This is a genomic window from Mesorhizobium sp. M0772 (assembly GCF_040320135.1).
Taxonomy (GTDB): Bacteria; Pseudomonadota; Alphaproteobacteria; order Rhizobiales; family Rhizobiaceae; genus Mesorhizobium.
This window is the reverse complement of sequence record NZ_JAMYPB010000005.1, coordinates 25264-39161: the sequence shown is the minus strand read 5'-3', so window position 1 is coordinate 39161 and position 13898 is coordinate 25264. Positions and strand designations below refer to the sequence as shown.

The 13898-nt window shown below is 63.6% G+C and carries 14 protein-coding genes and 1 tRNA gene; 4 read left to right on the top strand and 11 right to left on the bottom strand.

What is annotated here, in order from left to right; translation table 11 throughout:
- Positions 1 to 19: 19 nt before the first annotated feature.
- The 4 genes from rpsA to aroA all read right to left on the bottom strand — a co-directional run bounded on the left by rpsA (position 20) and on the right by aroA (position 4514).
- Complete coding sequence (rpsA, locus tag NKI06_RS04885) at positions 20 to 1717, bottom strand: 30S ribosomal protein S1 (protein WP_352984304.1); 1698 nt, start codon at positions 1715 to 1717, stop codon at positions 20 to 22.
- 204 nt (positions 1718 to 1921) lie between these two features.
- The gene (gene cmk / locus NKI06_RS04880) at positions 1922 to 2566 is read right to left on the bottom strand and encodes a (d)CMP kinase (RefSeq protein ID WP_352984302.1); all 645 of its coding nucleotides are present in this window, start codon (positions 2564 to 2566) and stop codon (positions 1922 to 1924) included.
- A gap of 26 nt (positions 2567 to 2592) precedes the next feature.
- Positions 2593 to 3096 (bottom strand): hypothetical protein, encoded by a 504-nt coding sequence (locus NKI06_RS04875; protein WP_023695919.1) that lies wholly within the window; start codon positions 3094 to 3096, stop codon positions 2593 to 2595.
- A gap of 59 nt (positions 3097 to 3155) precedes the next feature.
- A complete protein-coding gene (aroA, locus tag NKI06_RS04870) occupies positions 3156 to 4514 on the bottom strand; it encodes a 3-phosphoshikimate 1-carboxyvinyltransferase (protein WP_352984300.1) in 1359 nt (452 codons plus the stop codon).
- Between the two features lie 206 nt (positions 4515 to 4720).
- On the opposite strand from aroA, the gene NKI06_RS04865 reads away from it, so the two are divergent.
- From NKI06_RS04865 to NKI06_RS04855, 3 genes are all read left to right on the top strand, one after another.
- Positions 4721 to 5113 carry a TIGR02300 family protein gene (locus NKI06_RS04865; protein WP_023683538.1) on the top strand — a complete coding sequence of 131 codons (393 nt, stop codon included), beginning with the start codon at positions 4721 to 4723 and terminating at the stop codon, positions 5111 to 5113.
- 173 nt (positions 5114 to 5286) lie between these two features.
- A tRNA-Ala gene (locus NKI06_RS04860) sits at positions 5287 to 5362 on the top strand.
- A gap of 102 nt (positions 5363 to 5464) precedes the next feature.
- Positions 5465 to 5854, top strand: coding sequence for a hypothetical protein (locus tag NKI06_RS04855; protein ID WP_352984298.1), 390 nt, complete (start codon positions 5465 to 5467; stop codon positions 5852 to 5854).
- A 42-nt stretch (positions 5855 to 5896) separates the two neighbouring features.
- Here the strand turns inward: NKI06_RS04855 and NKI06_RS04850 are convergent, their stop codons facing one another.
- From NKI06_RS04850 to msuE, 5 genes are read right to left on the bottom strand one after another with little or no spacing between them, the layout of a single operon-like run.
- A complete protein-coding gene (locus NKI06_RS04850) occupies positions 5897 to 6661 on the bottom strand; it encodes an ABC transporter ATP-binding protein (protein WP_352984296.1) in 765 nt (254 codons plus the stop codon).
- 24 nt (positions 6662 to 6685) lie between these two features.
- Positions 6686 to 7684 carry an ABC transporter substrate-binding protein gene (locus NKI06_RS04845; protein WP_023732650.1) on the bottom strand — a complete coding sequence of 333 codons (999 nt, stop codon included), beginning with the start codon at positions 7682 to 7684 and terminating at the stop codon, positions 6686 to 6688.
- A 42-nt stretch (positions 7685 to 7726) separates the two neighbouring features.
- A complete protein-coding gene (locus NKI06_RS04840) occupies positions 7727 to 8575 on the bottom strand; it encodes an ABC transporter permease (RefSeq protein ID WP_023683543.1) in 849 nt (282 codons plus the stop codon).
- 25 nt (positions 8576 to 8600) lie between these two features.
- A complete protein-coding gene (locus NKI06_RS04835; RefSeq protein WP_023683544.1) occupies positions 8601 to 9977 on the bottom strand; it encodes an LLM class flavin-dependent oxidoreductase in 1377 nt (458 codons plus the stop codon).
- 55 nt (positions 9978 to 10032) lie between these two features.
- A complete protein-coding gene (msuE, locus tag NKI06_RS04830; protein WP_023683545.1) occupies positions 10033 to 10590 on the bottom strand; it encodes an FMN reductase in 558 nt (185 codons plus the stop codon).
- 339 nt (positions 10591 to 10929) lie between these two features.
- Between msuE and NKI06_RS04825 the strand changes: the two genes are divergently transcribed.
- Entirely contained in the window at positions 10930 to 11949 is a 1020-nt protein-coding gene (locus tag NKI06_RS04825) for an LLM class flavin-dependent oxidoreductase (protein WP_352984294.1), read from the top strand.
- An 80-nt stretch (positions 11950 to 12029) separates the two neighbouring features.
- Here NKI06_RS04825 and NKI06_RS04820 read toward each other — a convergent pair whose 3' ends face one another.
- Together NKI06_RS04820 and NKI06_RS04815 are read right to left on the bottom strand one after the other, a co-directional pair.
- Positions 12030 to 12875: a fumarylacetoacetate hydrolase family protein gene (locus tag NKI06_RS04820; RefSeq protein WP_023823932.1), complete on the bottom strand. Its 846-nt coding sequence runs from the start codon at positions 12873 to 12875 to the stop codon at positions 12030 to 12032.
- A gap of 145 nt (positions 12876 to 13020) precedes the next feature.
- Positions 13021 to 13752 (bottom strand): SDR family oxidoreductase, encoded by a 732-nt coding sequence (locus NKI06_RS04815; RefSeq protein ID WP_352984293.1) that lies wholly within the window; start codon positions 13750 to 13752, stop codon positions 13021 to 13023.
- Positions 13753 to 13898 lie beyond the last annotated feature (146 nt).

The following is a 13898-nucleotide window of genomic DNA, read 5'->3' as shown; positions in this document are numbered from 1 at the left end:
GCGCTGCGCGCGAAGCGGCTTAGCTGCCCTGCTTCTTCAGCGCGGCGCCAAGGATGTCGCCCAGCGAAGCGCCGGAGTCGGTAGAGCCGTACTGTGCGACGGCTTCCTTCTCTTCGGCGATTTCCAGCGCCTTGATCGAGACCTGCAGCTTGCGGGTCTTCTTGTCGAAGGCGATGACGCGGGCGTCCAGCTTCTGGCCAACCGAGAAGCGCTCGGGGCGCTGCTCGTCACGGTCACGGCTGAGGTCGTTGCGCTTGATGAAGGTCTCGATGCCGCTGTCGACCAGCCGCACTTCCAGACCGCCATCCTTGATGCCGGTGACTTCGCAGGTGACCACCGCGTTCTTGCGCAGGTCGCCTGAAGTCGCGGCTTCGCCGACCGTATCCTTGGCCAGCTGCTTGATGCCGAGCGAGATGCGCTCCTTGTCGATGTCGACGTCGAGCACCTGCGCCTTGACCATGTCGCCGCGATTGTACTCTTCGATGACCTGCTCGCCCGGACGGGTCCAGTCGAGGTCGGAGAGGTGCACCATGCCGTCGACGTCGCCTTCGAGGCCGATGAACAGGCCGAACTCGGTCTTGTTCTTGACCTCGCCCTCGACCTGGCTGCCGACCGGATGGCTCGCGGCGAAAGCCTGCCACGGGTTTTCCAGCGTCTGCTTGAGGCCGAGCGAGATGCGGCGCTTGGCCGGATCGACCTCAAGCACGACAACGTCGACTTCCTGCGTCGTCGACAGGATCTTGCCGGGGTGCACGTTCTTCTTGGTCCACGACATTTCCGAAACGTGGATGAGGCCTTCGATGCCCGGCTCCAGCTCGACGAACGCGCCGTAGTCGGTGATGTTGGTGACGGTACCCTTGATCTTCTTGCCGATCGGGAACTTGGTGCCGATCTCGGACCACGGGTCGCTCTCGAGCTGCTTCATGCCGAGCGAGATGCGGTGGGTTTCCTGGTTGATGCGGATGATCTGCACCTTGACCGTCTGACCGATGTTGAGGATTTCGGTCGGATGGTTGACGCGGCGCCACGCCATGTCGGTGACATGCAGCAGGCCATCGATGCCGCCGAGGTCGACGAACGCACCGTAGTCGGTGATGTTCTTGACGACGCCTTCGACAACCTGGCCTTCTTCGAGGTTCTGCACGATTTCCGAACGCTGTTCGGCGCGGCTTTCCTCGAGCACGGTGCGGCGCGACACAACGATGTTGCCGCGGCGGCGATCCATCTTGAGGATCTCGAAGGGCTGCGGGTTGTGCATCAGCGGGGAGACGTCGCGGATCGGGCGGATATCGACCTGGCTGCGCGGCAGGAAGGCCACGGCGCCGTCGAGGTCGACGGTGAAGCCGCCCTTGACCTGGTTGAAGATAACGCCTTCGACGCGCTCACCCTTGGTGAACTTCTCTTCGAGTTTGACCCAGCTCTCTTCGCGGCGGGCTTTGTCGCGCGACAGGACGGCTTCGCCCAGTGCGTTCTCGATGCGCTCGACCATGACCTCGACGGTGTCGCCGACCTTGAGCGTCGAGTCCTTGCCCTTGACGCCGAATTCCTTCAGCGGCACGCGGCCTTCGACCTTGAGGCCGACATCGATGATGGCCATGTCTTTTTCGATCGCCAGGATCGTGCCCTTGACGACCTGACCTTCGCCGGAATGACCGGTGGTAAATGATTCTTCGAGCAGGCTCGCGAAATCGTCGCGAGTGGGATTTGCAGCTGACATATTTTCTCCTGGAGTGCCCCGCATCTCTTGCGGGACGGGCGCCGTGGGTTAGCGTTGCGTTGGCCTGCCGGCGTTCCGGGCTACAAAAGCCCTGGGCCGCCTAAGCGGCAATTCCGGCGCATGAAGAATGCTGGCAGGCTGGTTCGTGCCCGATATGGGTATTTTCTTCGCCTCCGGCAACGGAAACGCGAGGAAAACCTCAGATCAGGCTTTATCTCTCTTGGCCAGGGCGTCGTCGATGATCGCTTTGGCCGCCAGAAACGCGGCCTCTATAGCCATTTCGGAGGTATCAAGCAAGTGCGCGTCCGCCGCCGGCTTCAGCGGCGAGTCGGCGCGGCCCATGTCGCGCTCGTCGCGGCGCACAATATCGGCAAGGATTTCGGCGAAATCGGCGGTGCCGCCGATGCTTTCGATCTCGGCCAGCCGGCGCTGCGCCCGCACTTCGGCGCTCGCCGTCACATAGAGCTTTATGTCGGCGTCAGGGCACACGACCGTGCCGATGTCGCGCCCGTCGAGCACCGCGCCTGGCGGTGTCCTGGCGAAATCGCGCTGCTTTTCGACCAGGATGCGCCGCACGGTCGGATACACCGCGACCTTCGAGGCCGCTTCGCCAACCGCATGCGCCGACAGCACGGCTCGGTCGAGCTTTGCCAGATCGACTTGACGCGCGGCGGTTTCAGCCGCCGAGACATTGTCGAGCGGCAGCGCGTGCTGAAGCAGCGCATAGGCAACGGCGCGGTAGGTGAGGCCGGTGTCGAGCAGGTTGAGGCGGTAGTGGTCGGCCAGCCGGCGGGCCAGCGTGCCCTTGCCGGCGCCGGCCGGGCCGTCGATGGCGATGGTGAACGGCAATTCGCGACCTCGAAGATTTGCTGCTATCAGGATCGAAACTGGAAACCCGCATCTTTCAGCTTCAGAGCTTCATTTCCAGCGTAAAAGCCACTGTGCAGATGATTTAGATTTTTCCGCACCAGGCGTAGCAGCGCGTCGCCAATCTTGGTGAATGCCGCATGCTTCTCTATCAACTGCCCAAGATCGTCGAAGTCGCGCGCTTGGAAATAAAATCGGCCCTGAAAAATTGAACTGCCTTCGGTCCGGGATGGGTTGTACTGTATCACAGATGAGCGGCTGAGATCGGGATCATACGTATCGTTGTATGGATTGTGCTTCCAAACAATTTCCTCCCTCAGTGCCTTGGGAACGAGATGAAAGCCCTCGACCTTACGGCCCGGGTGCACTCGTTCAAATTTTTCTTTCAGCGAGGGTGCGGGGGTCTTCGACTGGCTGTTGATCACCGCGAATACCCCCTTTGAAAGCACGATGGACTGAAGCTCAGTTTGATCTTTGTCTGACAACCAGAAATTGACCTGCCTGCCCATCATTGCCGCGATTCCGACATTGCACTCTCATGCACGAATACTGCACATTGAGACAGGGAAAATCACCCAATCTCCGCGCCCAGCCCCGTCATCAGCCCCATGAACTCCGGGAAGCTCGTCGCGATCATTGCGGCGTCGTCGATGGTTACCGGCTTTTCCGTTGCCAGCCCCATCACCAGGAAGCTCATGGCGATACGATGGTCGAGATGCGTCTGCACCGTCGTGTCCTGGCCATTGGGATGGCCGCCCAGCCCCTTGCCGCCGGGCTTTCCGCGCACCGCGAGCGAAGCTTCGCCTTCGGTGCAGTCGACGCCGTTGAGCTTCAGCCCATTGGCAACCGCTGCCAGTCGGTCGGATTCCTTCACCCGCAACTCTTCCAGCCCCTGCATAAGCGTCTCGCCCTCGGCGAAGCTCGCAGCAACAGCCAGCACCGGGTATTCGTCGATCATAGACGGCGCCCGCTCGGGCGGCACGGTGACGCCCTTGAGCTCGGAGTAGCGCACGCGCAGATCGGCGACATCCTCGCCGCCGGCATTGCGCGGGTTCAAGATGTCGATCTGGCCGCCCATTTCCTGCAGCGTTAAAAGCAGCCCGGTGCGGGTCGGGTTCATCAGCACGTTCTCGATGACGATGTCCGAACCCGGCACGATCAGCGCCGCGACCAGCGGGAAGCCGGCCGAGGAGGGGTCGCCGGGCACGGCGATGGTCTGCCCCGTCAATTTGCCCTGGCCCTCGATGAAGATGTGGCGCACGCCGCGCTCGTCGGTCTCGACCGAGAGATTGGCGCCAAATCCCCTAAGCATCTTTTCGGTATGATCGCGCGTCATCACCGGCTCGATCACGGTGGTGATGCCGGGCGTGTTTAGGCCTGCCAGCAGCACGGCCGACTTCACCTGCGCCGAGGCCATCGGCACGCGGTAGGTAATGGGTGCGGCGTGTTTCGGCCCATGCAGCGTGATCGGCATGCGGTCGCCCGGCGTCGCCTTCAGCACCTGCACGCCCATTTGGCGCAAGGGTTCGAGCACGCGGCCCATCGGCCGTCCCGACAGCGATGCGTCGCCGATGAAGGTCGTTTCCATGTCGTAAGTGCCGACGAGGCCCATTGTGAGGCGGGAGCCGGTGCCGGCATTGCCGAAATCGAGCGGGCCTTCCGGCTGCAGCAGCGCGCCATTTCCGGTGCCGCGGACCACCCACTCGGCGCCGCGCTTCTCGATATGCGCGCCCATCGCCTTCATGGCGGCCGCCGTGCGCATCACATCCTCGCCTTCGAGCAGGCCGGTGACGCGGGTTTCGCCGGAGGCAAGGCCGCCGAACATCATGGAACGGTGCGAAATCGACTTGTCGCCCGGCACGCGAGCGGTGCCGGAAAGGGCGGATGATTTGCGGGCGGTGGCCGGCTTGGCAGCGGCGGCGTGAGACATGGAATTTCCCTGGACGGAATGCCGGCGCACCGGCGCTTTTCATTTGTTGCGGCGGTCTCGTATCACGGCGGGCACGAATGGTCATCCCCATGGTCGTCGCTTGGCGCGAGGCCTTTCAGTGCTTGGTTTTGTGACGCCGGCTTTTCGCTTTGACAGCGCGGTAAACTGTGGTTAAGGGGACCACTCTTTTACTGACGAGGCTTGACGTGGCAAAAAACGAACTTGGCACAAAGCGTGTCGACCCTGAAACGGGCCGAAAATTCTACGACCTGAACAAGGACCCTATCGTCTCGCCCTATACGGGCAAGACGTATCCGCGTTCCTATTTCGAGGACGGCAAGATCGCCGCCCTCGAAGAGGAAGAGGAAGTGGCCGAGAAGGAAGTGGACGCCGAGGAAGAAGAAGGCGTTGAAGTCGTCTCGCTTGAAGAGGCCGACGAAGACGTCAAGGCCGGCGACGAGCTTCCCGACCTGGGCGACGACGAGGACGATGTCGATCTAGGCGACGATGAGGACGATACTTTCCTTGCCGACGAAGAGGAAGAAGACGACGATGTCGCCGACATGATCGGCGTCGGCGACGACGACGACGAAGTCTAAGAACGCTTCGAACGCATGCATTTAGCGGCGTTCACGGGCTATGACGAAAAAGCGGCCCTCGAAGGCTTGATCTTCAGGGAAGGCGGGGTTAGAAGCCGCCTGCACTAAACGGCGCGGTCCTGAAACCCGCGCCGGACCTCTCGCCGGCAACGGCGACGGCTGACTGCCGGAGTGGGGCCATAGCTCAGTTGGGAGAGCGCTTGAATGGCATTCAAGAGGTCGTCGGTTCGATCCCGATTGGCTCCACCAAACAGTCTCTTTCCGACGCTCGGTTTCGCGGCATTCATGCTTGTCGCCTGCCAGTCGGCGCCTGAACCATCATCGCCGCCGCCAGCGCCCGCACCTCAGCCCATGGCGCCTGCCGCGATCTCTGCTCCGGATCGTGCGGCGGTCCTCGATCCATCCGTGCGGGTTATGCCGCCCGGCGAAGGCGTCCCGGCCAAATATGTCGCGTTTTCCGGCATATGGGGCGGACAGCTGGACGGGATGTATGACGGCAAGCTCGCCGTGCTGACGATTACGCGCGGCGGCAATGTCACCGCCACCTATGCCTGGGGCGATGTCGCCGACAACAAACCGGGCGTGGCCGATGGCGAAGGCAAGATTTTCGGCAACACGTTGAAACTGCGGCGCCTTCCCAATGGCGCGGACGTCAGCGCGGTCATTCAGGCGGACGGAACGCTGGCCGTCACCTATGGGCTTGCCGACCGAACCTATACGGGCACGTTCACCAAGCAGTAATCGCGAGAGCGAGTGTCAGCCTACGGTTCGCGCCTGCCCCGATCAGTGCAGGCCGAATTCGCGCAGCAGTTCTTCGCGATAGCGCACGAAGCGGCTCTCGCTGCGCTCGCGCGGGCGTGGCAGGTCGATGTCGATCAACCGCGCCGCGCCGCCTTTCTCCTTGGGCAGGATCAGCACGCGGTCAGCCAGATAGATCGCCTCCTCCAGATCGTGGGTGACCATCACCATGGTGACGTTCTCTTCGCTCCAGATGCGCGCCAGTTCCTCCTGCATGCCGATCTTGGTCATGGCGTCCAGCGCCCCCAGCGGCTCGTCGAGCAGAAGGATTTCGGGCTGCACGGTGAGCGCCCGGGCGATGCCGACGCGCTGCGCCATGCCGCCGGAAAGCTGGCTCGGAAAAGCATCCGAGAATTCGGCAAGACCGACCAGTGCGACGTAGAAGCGGGCGCGTTCCTCGGCCTGCCTCTTGGGAACACCGCGCACTTCGAGGCCGAACGCGACATTGCCGAGCACGCTCAGCCACGGCAGCAGCCGCGGCTCCTGGAAGATCACGGCACGCTCGGCGCCGACGCCATGCACCGGCTGGCCGTCGATCGCGACACCGCCGCTGTCGGCCGCCTCCAGCCCGGCCAGAATACGCAGCAGCGTGGTCTTGCCGGAGCCGCTGGCGCCGACAATGACCAGGCATTCCCCCGAACGAATGTCGAGGTTGAGCGTCCGCAGCACGGCAAGCTGGCGCCCGCCGAGGCTGAAGGATTTGGACAGGTCGCGGATCGAGACCTCTCCGCCACGGTTGGAACCGGCCATCTTATCTCTCAGCTGTTTCAAAGCTCAGTTGATCTTGGTTTCGCCGGGCCGGTACAGAATGTCGGCGGCTTTCAGCTTGCCCTTGGCCAGACGGCCGTCGCGCTCCAGCACCGCGACCCAGAAGTCGATGTCGCGATCGGTCGCCTGCGCACCTTCGCGCAGACCAAAGCCGGTCCAGTAGCGGGCGAGATCGCCGTTTTCACCGCGCTTGTCGAGGATAGTGGCCAGCACCTTGCGGGCTTCGTCCGGGTTCTGGCGCGACCAGTCCGAGGCGCGCGCCGACTGTTCGACGAAGTTGCGCGCCGCATCCGGGTTGGCGGCAATGAAGTCGCGCCTGAGTACGACGAAGCCGCCGGCGAGTTCGCCGAGCACCTGGGTGTCGTCGAACACGCCGCGCACGCCGCCGTTGGCGACCAGCGCGCCGGCAAAGGTCGCCTGCCAGTAGCCGAGGCCGGCAATGTCGACCTGGCGCGAGCGCAGCGTCTGCTCAAGCTGCGGGCCGGGCACGACAATGAGGTTGGCGGCGGTCGGCGGCAGGCCCACGCTGTGCAGGGCCTCACGCACCGTATAGTCGAGATGAGCGCCGAGCGTGTTGACCGAGATGGTCTTGCCGGCAATGTCGGCGATCGATTTGATCGGGCTGTCTTCCAGCACGTAGAAGACGCTCTTCACATCCTTGTTGATGCCGTTGCTCGGATACGCCGCGACGAAGTCGTTGCCGCCGGAGATCGAGTTGATCACCGCCGCGGTGGCGGCCGAGCCGATGTCGACGCTGCCGGAAGACAGCGCAAACAGCGATTCCGGTCCGCCCGAGGAATAGCCGACATTCTCCAGCTCGACGCCGAGCCCTTTGAAGTAGCCAAGCTCGTCGGCCAGCTCGTGCGGGGAGATGCTGCCACGGCTGGCGAGGTAGCGGAACTTGACGGCTGCGGCTTGCGCAAAGGCCATGCGCGGCAGGCCGGCGGCGATGAGGCCGGCGGCAAGCGGCGCGCCGGCAAGCAGCGAACGGCGGGTGATTTTCATGATCGGGTCCTTCCTGGAGGTAAACGGTGAGGGGCGGACTGCTCAGTTGACAGGATTGCTCCAGCGACAGAGCCGCCGCTGCAGGGTGACCAATGCCTGGTTGGCGATCAGGCCAAGCCCGGCGAGGATGACGATTGCCGCAAACATCAGCGGGATCTGGAAATTGTACTGCGCGTTCATCACCTGGAAGCCGATGCCCTTGTTGGCACCGATCATCTCGGACGCGATCAGCAGCAGCAGCGCCGTGGTGGCGCTCAGCCGCAAGCCGACGAAGATCGACGGCACGGCGCCCGGCAGTACGACGCGGCGAAACACGGTGAGCCGGCTCGCACCATAGACGCGCGCCATTTCAAGCAGCTTGGGATCGACTTCCTTGACGCCGCTGGTGGTATTGAGCAGCAGCGGAAACAGCGTCGCCCAGAAGATGACGAAGATCTTCGAGGTCTCGCCAAGTCCCAAGAGCAGGATGAACACCGGATAGAGCGCCAGCGCCGACGTCTGCCGGAACACCTGCAGGATCGGATCGAGCGCGGTTTCGACCGGGCGCACCTGGCCCATGAACAGGCCGAGCGGAATGGCGACGGCGACGGCTGCGGCAAAGGCGATGCCGGCGCGCTGCAGGCTGATGGCGATGTCGCCGAGCAGGCTGCCGCCGGCAAGCCCCTTCCAGAGCGCTTCGACGATCATGTCGATCGGCGGCAGCACCGCCGCATTGACCCATCCGACGCTGCTCGCCACCTGCCAGAGCGCCAGGAAGCCGGCAAGCACGCCGTAGCGCTTCAGGAAGCGAACAGCAGCCCGGCCGCCGAGGCGCAGGAAGTCGGTGCCGAGCCCGGTTTCGCCACCACTGCGGCGAACCGTGATCTGCCGATCGATGTGCTGCAGCGTCATTGCTTCACCCCTTCGATTGCCAAGGTCATTCGGCGGCAAGGACGGTCGAGCGGGCGACGGTCCATGGATTTTCCGGGCGCCTGAGGCCGAGATTCTCGCGCAGCGTGCGGCCTTCGTAAGCCGTGCGGAACAGGCCGCGCCGTTGCAGTTCGGGAATGACCAGGTCGACGAAATCGTCGAGCGCGCCGGGCAGCCAGGGCGGCAGGATGTTGAAGCCGTCGGCCGCCTCGCTGGTGAACCATTCCTCCAGCTGATCGGCGACCTGCGTGACGCTGCCGACGATGGTGTAGTGGCCGCGCGCCGTCGCTACCCATTGGTAAAGCTGGCGGATGCTGAAATTGTGCTCGTCGGCAATCTGCCGGATCAGCGCCTGGCGGCTCTTCATGCCTTCGGTTTCCTTGCTCGGCGGCAACGGGCCGTCGAGCGGATAGCCCCTGATGTCGAGCGTCTGGCCGGCAAGACCGTTGAGGAGCGCAACACCGTCCTCGGGCAGGATAAGGTCGTTGAGCTGTTGGTATTTGGCGCGGGCCTCGTCCTCGGTGCGGCCGACGAAGGGCGCGACGCCCGGCATGATCAGCACCTGGTCGGGATCGCGGCCGACTTCAGCCACGCGCGCCTTGATGTCTCGGTAGAATTCCTGCGCCGTCTCGAGCTTCTGATGGGCGGTGAAGATGACCTCGGCCGAGTGCGCGGCAAGCCCGCGTCCGTCTTCCGACTGCCCGGCTTGTACGACAACTGGATGCCCCTGCACCGGGCGCGGCACGTTGAGCGGACCCTTGACGCTGAAATGCTCGCCCTTGTGGTCGATGTCGTGCAATCTGTCCTTGTCGTAGAAACGGCCCGACTGCTTGTCGCGGATGAAGGCGTCATCCTCCCAGCTGTCCCACAGCGCCTTGACCGTCTCGACATGCTCATGCGCCCTGGCATAGCGCTCGGCATGGCTGGGCTGGACGTCGCGGTTGAAATTGCGTGCCGTTTCGTCGCCGGCCGAGGTCACCACGTTCCAGCCGGCGCGGCCGTTCGACAACAGGTCGAGCGAAGCGAATTTGCGCGCCAGCGTGTAAGGCTCCTCATAAGTGGTGGACGCCGTTGCGATGAAGCCGAGATGCGTCGTCAGCGGCGCCAGCGCCGCAAACAGCGTCACCGGCTCGAAACCGGCGATCTTGGCATTGCCGCCCTCGCGGGCGCCGAGGCCGACCGTCAGATTGTCGGCCAGGAAATAGGCGTCGAACAGGCCGCGCTCGGCGGTCAGCGCCAGTTGCTTGTGGAACTCGAAATTGGTGGCGCCGTCGGCCGGCGCATCGGGATGACGCCAGGCGGCGATATGCTGCCCGCCGCCGGGCAGGAAGGCGCCGAGCTTGATCTGCCGCGGCCTGCTATCGGACTTGCTGGCTCGAGTCATTGCAGGCGTCCTTCTGGTCTATGCGGGATGGAATATTGCGTCGCGGATCGTGGTTTCAGGCGGCAAGGACGACGCTGTAGGGCACGCCGGCCACCCGGCATGCCTCGGCGACCGCCTGCCGGGCTCGCGCCTTGACTGCCTCTGACACCAGCACGCCATCTGCAAAGTCCTTGTCCGAGGCGTAGATCGCGGTCGGCAGGGTCTGCGCCTCGAAGAAGCCGAACAACGGCCGCAACTGGTGTTCAACGACAAGCGAATGACGCTCGCCGCCGCCTGTTGCCGCCAGGATGATCGGCTTGCCGCGCAGCGACGACGGGTCGAGCAGGTCGAAGAAGTGCTTGAACAGCCCGGTGTAGCTGCCCTTGAAGGTCGGGGAGCCGACCACCAGCACGTCGGCGCCGAGCAGCTGCTCGATAATACCGCGCGCCGCCGGATCGAGATCGCCAAGCTGTCTTGCAGGCGCAAAGGACGGGCCGAGATCCTCGATGTCGAAAACGCTCAAAGCCGAGCCGGCCCGGCTCGCCACCTCACCGGCGATGTGGCTGACGAATGCCTTCGTCTTGGACGGACGGGTCAGGTTGCCGGACAACCCCACCACCAGCTTTTTTGACATCCGAGGCTCCTTCTCGCAAACGCACTATCCGCATTAAGCCTACCGATTTTGTAGAATTAAATGAGCGAGAAGATTTCAAAACCGGGCTCTGAAGCGAATGGAGTTTGCGGGACATCGCCTTTGGTTGGTTCATTTGGCCCCAAAAGCGCCGCGGCAGATGCTGACCCGACCGCACAAGGCATCGCCGGGGACCATGGCCTGGTCCTTTGCGCGCTGATGGGTAACGTTGCGAAACCGTCAAGGGCCGGCGGCATTGACACTGCGTTGTGTCAGTGTCGATTGAACCCAATCGCGTGGGCGACGAAGTAGGCAACTGCAATCAAAGAACAGGATACGCGCATGAAGAAGATCGGCTTTCTTTCCTTCGGCCATTGGTCGCCCTCGTTGCAGTCGCAGACGCGCTCGGCGTCCGACGCGCTGCTGCAGTCGATCGACCTGGCCGTCGCCGCCGAGGAGCTGGGCGCGGACGGCGCCTATTTCCGCGTCCATCATTTTGCCCGCCAGCTCGCTTCGCCGTTTCCGCTTCTGGCCGCGGTCGGCGCCCGCACCAGCCGCATCGAGATCGGCACCGCCGTCATCGACATGCGCTATGAGAATCCGCTGTATATGGCCGAGGATGCGGGTGCTGCCGACCTGATCGCCGGTGGCCGGCTGCAGCTTGGCATCAGCCGCGGTTCGCCGGAGCAGGTGATCGACGGCTGGCGCTACTTCGGCTACGTGCCGCAGGACGGCAAAAGCGATGCCGACATGGCGCGCAACCATGCCGAGGTGTTTCTGGACGTGCTGCGCGGCGAAGGTTTCGCGCAACCCAATCCGCGGCCGATGTTCCCCAATCCTCCGGGAATGCTGCGGCTCGAGCCATTCTCGGCCGGCCTGCGCGACCGGATCTGGTGGGGTGCCGCTACCAACGCCACCGCCGAATGGGCGGGCAAGCTCGGCATGAACCTGCAAAGTTCAACGCTGAAGTTCGATGAGAGCGGCCAGCCGCTCCACATCCAGCAGGCCGAACAGATCCGCGCTTATCGCGCGGCGTGGAAGGAGGCCGGCCATGCGCGCGAGCCGCGCGTGTCGGTCAGCCGCAGCATCTTTGCGCTGGTGAACGACCGCGACCGCGCCTATTTCGGCGGCGGCAGCAGCGAAGATCATTTCGGCTATATCGAGCCTGAGAAGCTTGCCGTCTTCGGCCGCTCCTATGCCGCGGAGCCCGATGTGCTGATCGATCAGCTGAAAGAGGACGAAGCGATCGCCGAGGCCGACACGCTGCTTCTGACCGTCCCCAACCAGCTCGGCGTCGAGTACAACGCCCACGTCATCGAGGCGATCCTGAAGCACGTCGCGCCGGCTCTGGGCTGGCGCTGACAAGAGGCGCCAGCCGCCCGGCAAACAAAGAGATTGAGCGTTTCGCCGCCAAACGGTGAAACGCTCAAGAGAAGAGATGGCTAAACATCCGCCTTGAAGGTCTGCTTCTGCTGGCCGAGCCCCTCGATGCCCAGTTCCACCACATCGCCAGCCTTCAAGAACACCGGCGGCTTCATGCCCAGCCCAACGCCGGGCGGGGTGCCGGTGGAGATGATGTCGCCAGGATGCAGCGACATGAACTGGCTGAGATAGGAAACGAGATAGGCGACGCCGTAGACCATGGTCCTGGTCGAGCCGTTCTGCATCGTCTTGCCGTTGACCGTCAGCCACATTTTGAGGTTCTGCGGATCGGCAACCTCGTCCTTGGTGACAAGCCACGGCCCGGTCGGACCGAACGTGTCGCAGCTCTTGCCCTTGGTCCACTGGCCCTGGCGCTCGGCCTGGAAGGCTCGCTCGGACACGTCATGGGCAACGGCATAGCCGGCGACATAATCCAGCGCCTCGGCTTCGCTGACATATTTGGCTTTTCTGCCGATGACCACGGCGAGTTCAACCTCCCAGTCGGTCTTTTCCGAACCGCGCGGGATCAGCACATCATCGTCGGGGCCGACAATGGCCGAACTCGCCTTCATGAAGATGATCGGCTCCGGCGGCACGGTGGCGCCGGTTTCGGAGGCATGATCGGAATAATTCAGGCCGATGCAGATGAACTTGCCCGTGCCGGCGACGCAGGCGCCGAGGCGCGGCTTGCCGGAAACCACCGGCAGCGACTTCGGATCGAGCTTCGACAATGTCTCGAGCGATGCCGGATCGAGCGCCTTGCCGGCAATGTCGGCGACATGACCTGAAAGATCGCGGATCGTGCCATCCGCATCGAGCAGGCCGGGGCGTTCGTTCCCTATCTCGCCATAGCGCAGCAGTTTCATCTTGCTCTCCAAATTGTGGCCCAAGGCCGTTTTCAAAACTCGCTCCGCCAAGCGATGACTGGGCGGACTCTGGCTATCGGACCCGACCTGGGGCAAGCCGGACTTTAGGACTGGTCGACCCGGAACCTGCGTATCGAGACTATGCTCAGATCGACCAGCCGCCGTCGATATTATAGGCCTGCCCCGAGGTGTAAGTGGCACCGGCCAGATAAACCGCAAGATCGGCGATTTCCTCGGGCGTGCCGAGACGGCCCATCGGCTGGCGGGCGATGAAGGCCGCGCGGGCGGCGTCATAGTCGCCCTGCGCATGCATGCGGTCCTGCAGCGACGGGCTTTCGACTGTGCCGGGGCAGATGGCGTTGCAGCGAATGCCCTTGGCGACATAGTCGGCCGCGACCGCCTTGGTCAGGCCGATCACGGCCGCCTTGGTGACGCCGTAGGCGAAACGGCTGGGCACACCCTTCCCGGCCCCGGCGACGGACGACATGTTGATGATCGAGCCGTCGCCGCGCTCCAGCATGCCGGGCAGCACGGCCCGAATGGTGCGGATCATGGCGCGGACATTGAGATTGAAGGCGAAATCGAGATCGGCATCCTTCATCTCGAGAATCGAGCCGGAATGAACGAAGCCGGCGCAGTTGAACAGCACGTCGACGCGGCCGATTTCGGCGAAGCCCGATATCACGGCATCATCGTTGAGGACGTCGAGCTTGCGGGTCTCGATGCCGGAGGTCTTGGCGAGTTCGGCCAGCAGCGCCTCGTTGATGTCGGTGGCGTGCACGACGGCACCTGCCTTGGCGAAGGCCAGAGCGCTCGCTCTGCCAATGCCTTGCGCCGCCGCCGTGACGACAACGACCTTGCCTGCCAGATCCGCCATGCGTTTCTCCTCGCCCTCTTTGGCCACTTCTCGGCCCGATTTACTGCCGGCTAACCGGGGCGTCCTGTGCCAGACAGGCGCGACTATGCGGCCTGCACAATCCATCAGTCCAAAATAACAAATGTTTTTTCTGGTTAAAGAACACA

Bases quoted from the DNA above. Each gene is read 5' to 3' on its own strand.
- rpsA (WP_352984304.1), bottom strand. From the start codon at position 1,717: ATGTCAGCTGCAAATCCCACTCGCGACGATTTCGCGAGCCTGCTCGAA.
- NKI06_RS04875 (WP_023695919.1), bottom strand. From the start codon at position 3,096: ATGATGGGCAGGCAGGTCAATTTCTGGTTGTCAGACAAAGATCAAACT.
- aroA (WP_352984300.1), bottom strand. From the start codon at position 4,514: ATGTCTCACGCCGCCGCTGCCAAGCCGGCCACCGCCCGCAAATCATCC.
- NKI06_RS04855 (WP_352984298.1), top strand. From the start codon at position 5,465: ATGGCGCCTGCCGCGATCTCTGCTCCGGATCGTGCGGCGGTCCTCGAT.
- NKI06_RS04850 (WP_352984296.1), bottom strand. From the start codon at position 6,661: ATGGCCGGTTCCAACCGTGGCGGAGAGGTCTCGATCCGCGACCTGTCC.
- NKI06_RS04845 (WP_023732650.1), bottom strand. From the start codon at position 7,684: ATGAAAATCACCCGCCGTTCGCTGCTTGCCGGCGCGCCGCTTGCCGCC.
- NKI06_RS04840 (WP_023683543.1), bottom strand. From the start codon at position 8,575: ATGACGCTGCAGCACATCGATCGGCAGATCACGGTTCGCCGCAGTGGT.
- NKI06_RS04835 (WP_023683544.1), bottom strand. From the start codon at position 9,977: ATGACTCGAGCCAGCAAGTCCGATAGCAGGCCGCGGCAGATCAAGCTC.
- msuE (WP_023683545.1), bottom strand. From the start codon at position 10,590: ATGTCAAAAAAGCTGGTGGTGGGGTTGTCCGGCAACCTGACCCGTCCG.
- NKI06_RS04825 (WP_352984294.1), top strand. From the start codon at position 10,930: ATGAAGAAGATCGGCTTTCTTTCCTTCGGCCATTGGTCGCCCTCGTTG.
- NKI06_RS04820 (WP_023823932.1), bottom strand. From the start codon at position 12,875: ATGAAACTGCTGCGCTATGGCGAGATAGGGAACGAACGCCCCGGCCTG.
- NKI06_RS04815 (WP_352984293.1), bottom strand. From the start codon at position 13,752: ATGGCGGATCTGGCAGGCAAGGTCGTTGTCGTCACGGCGGCGGCGCAA.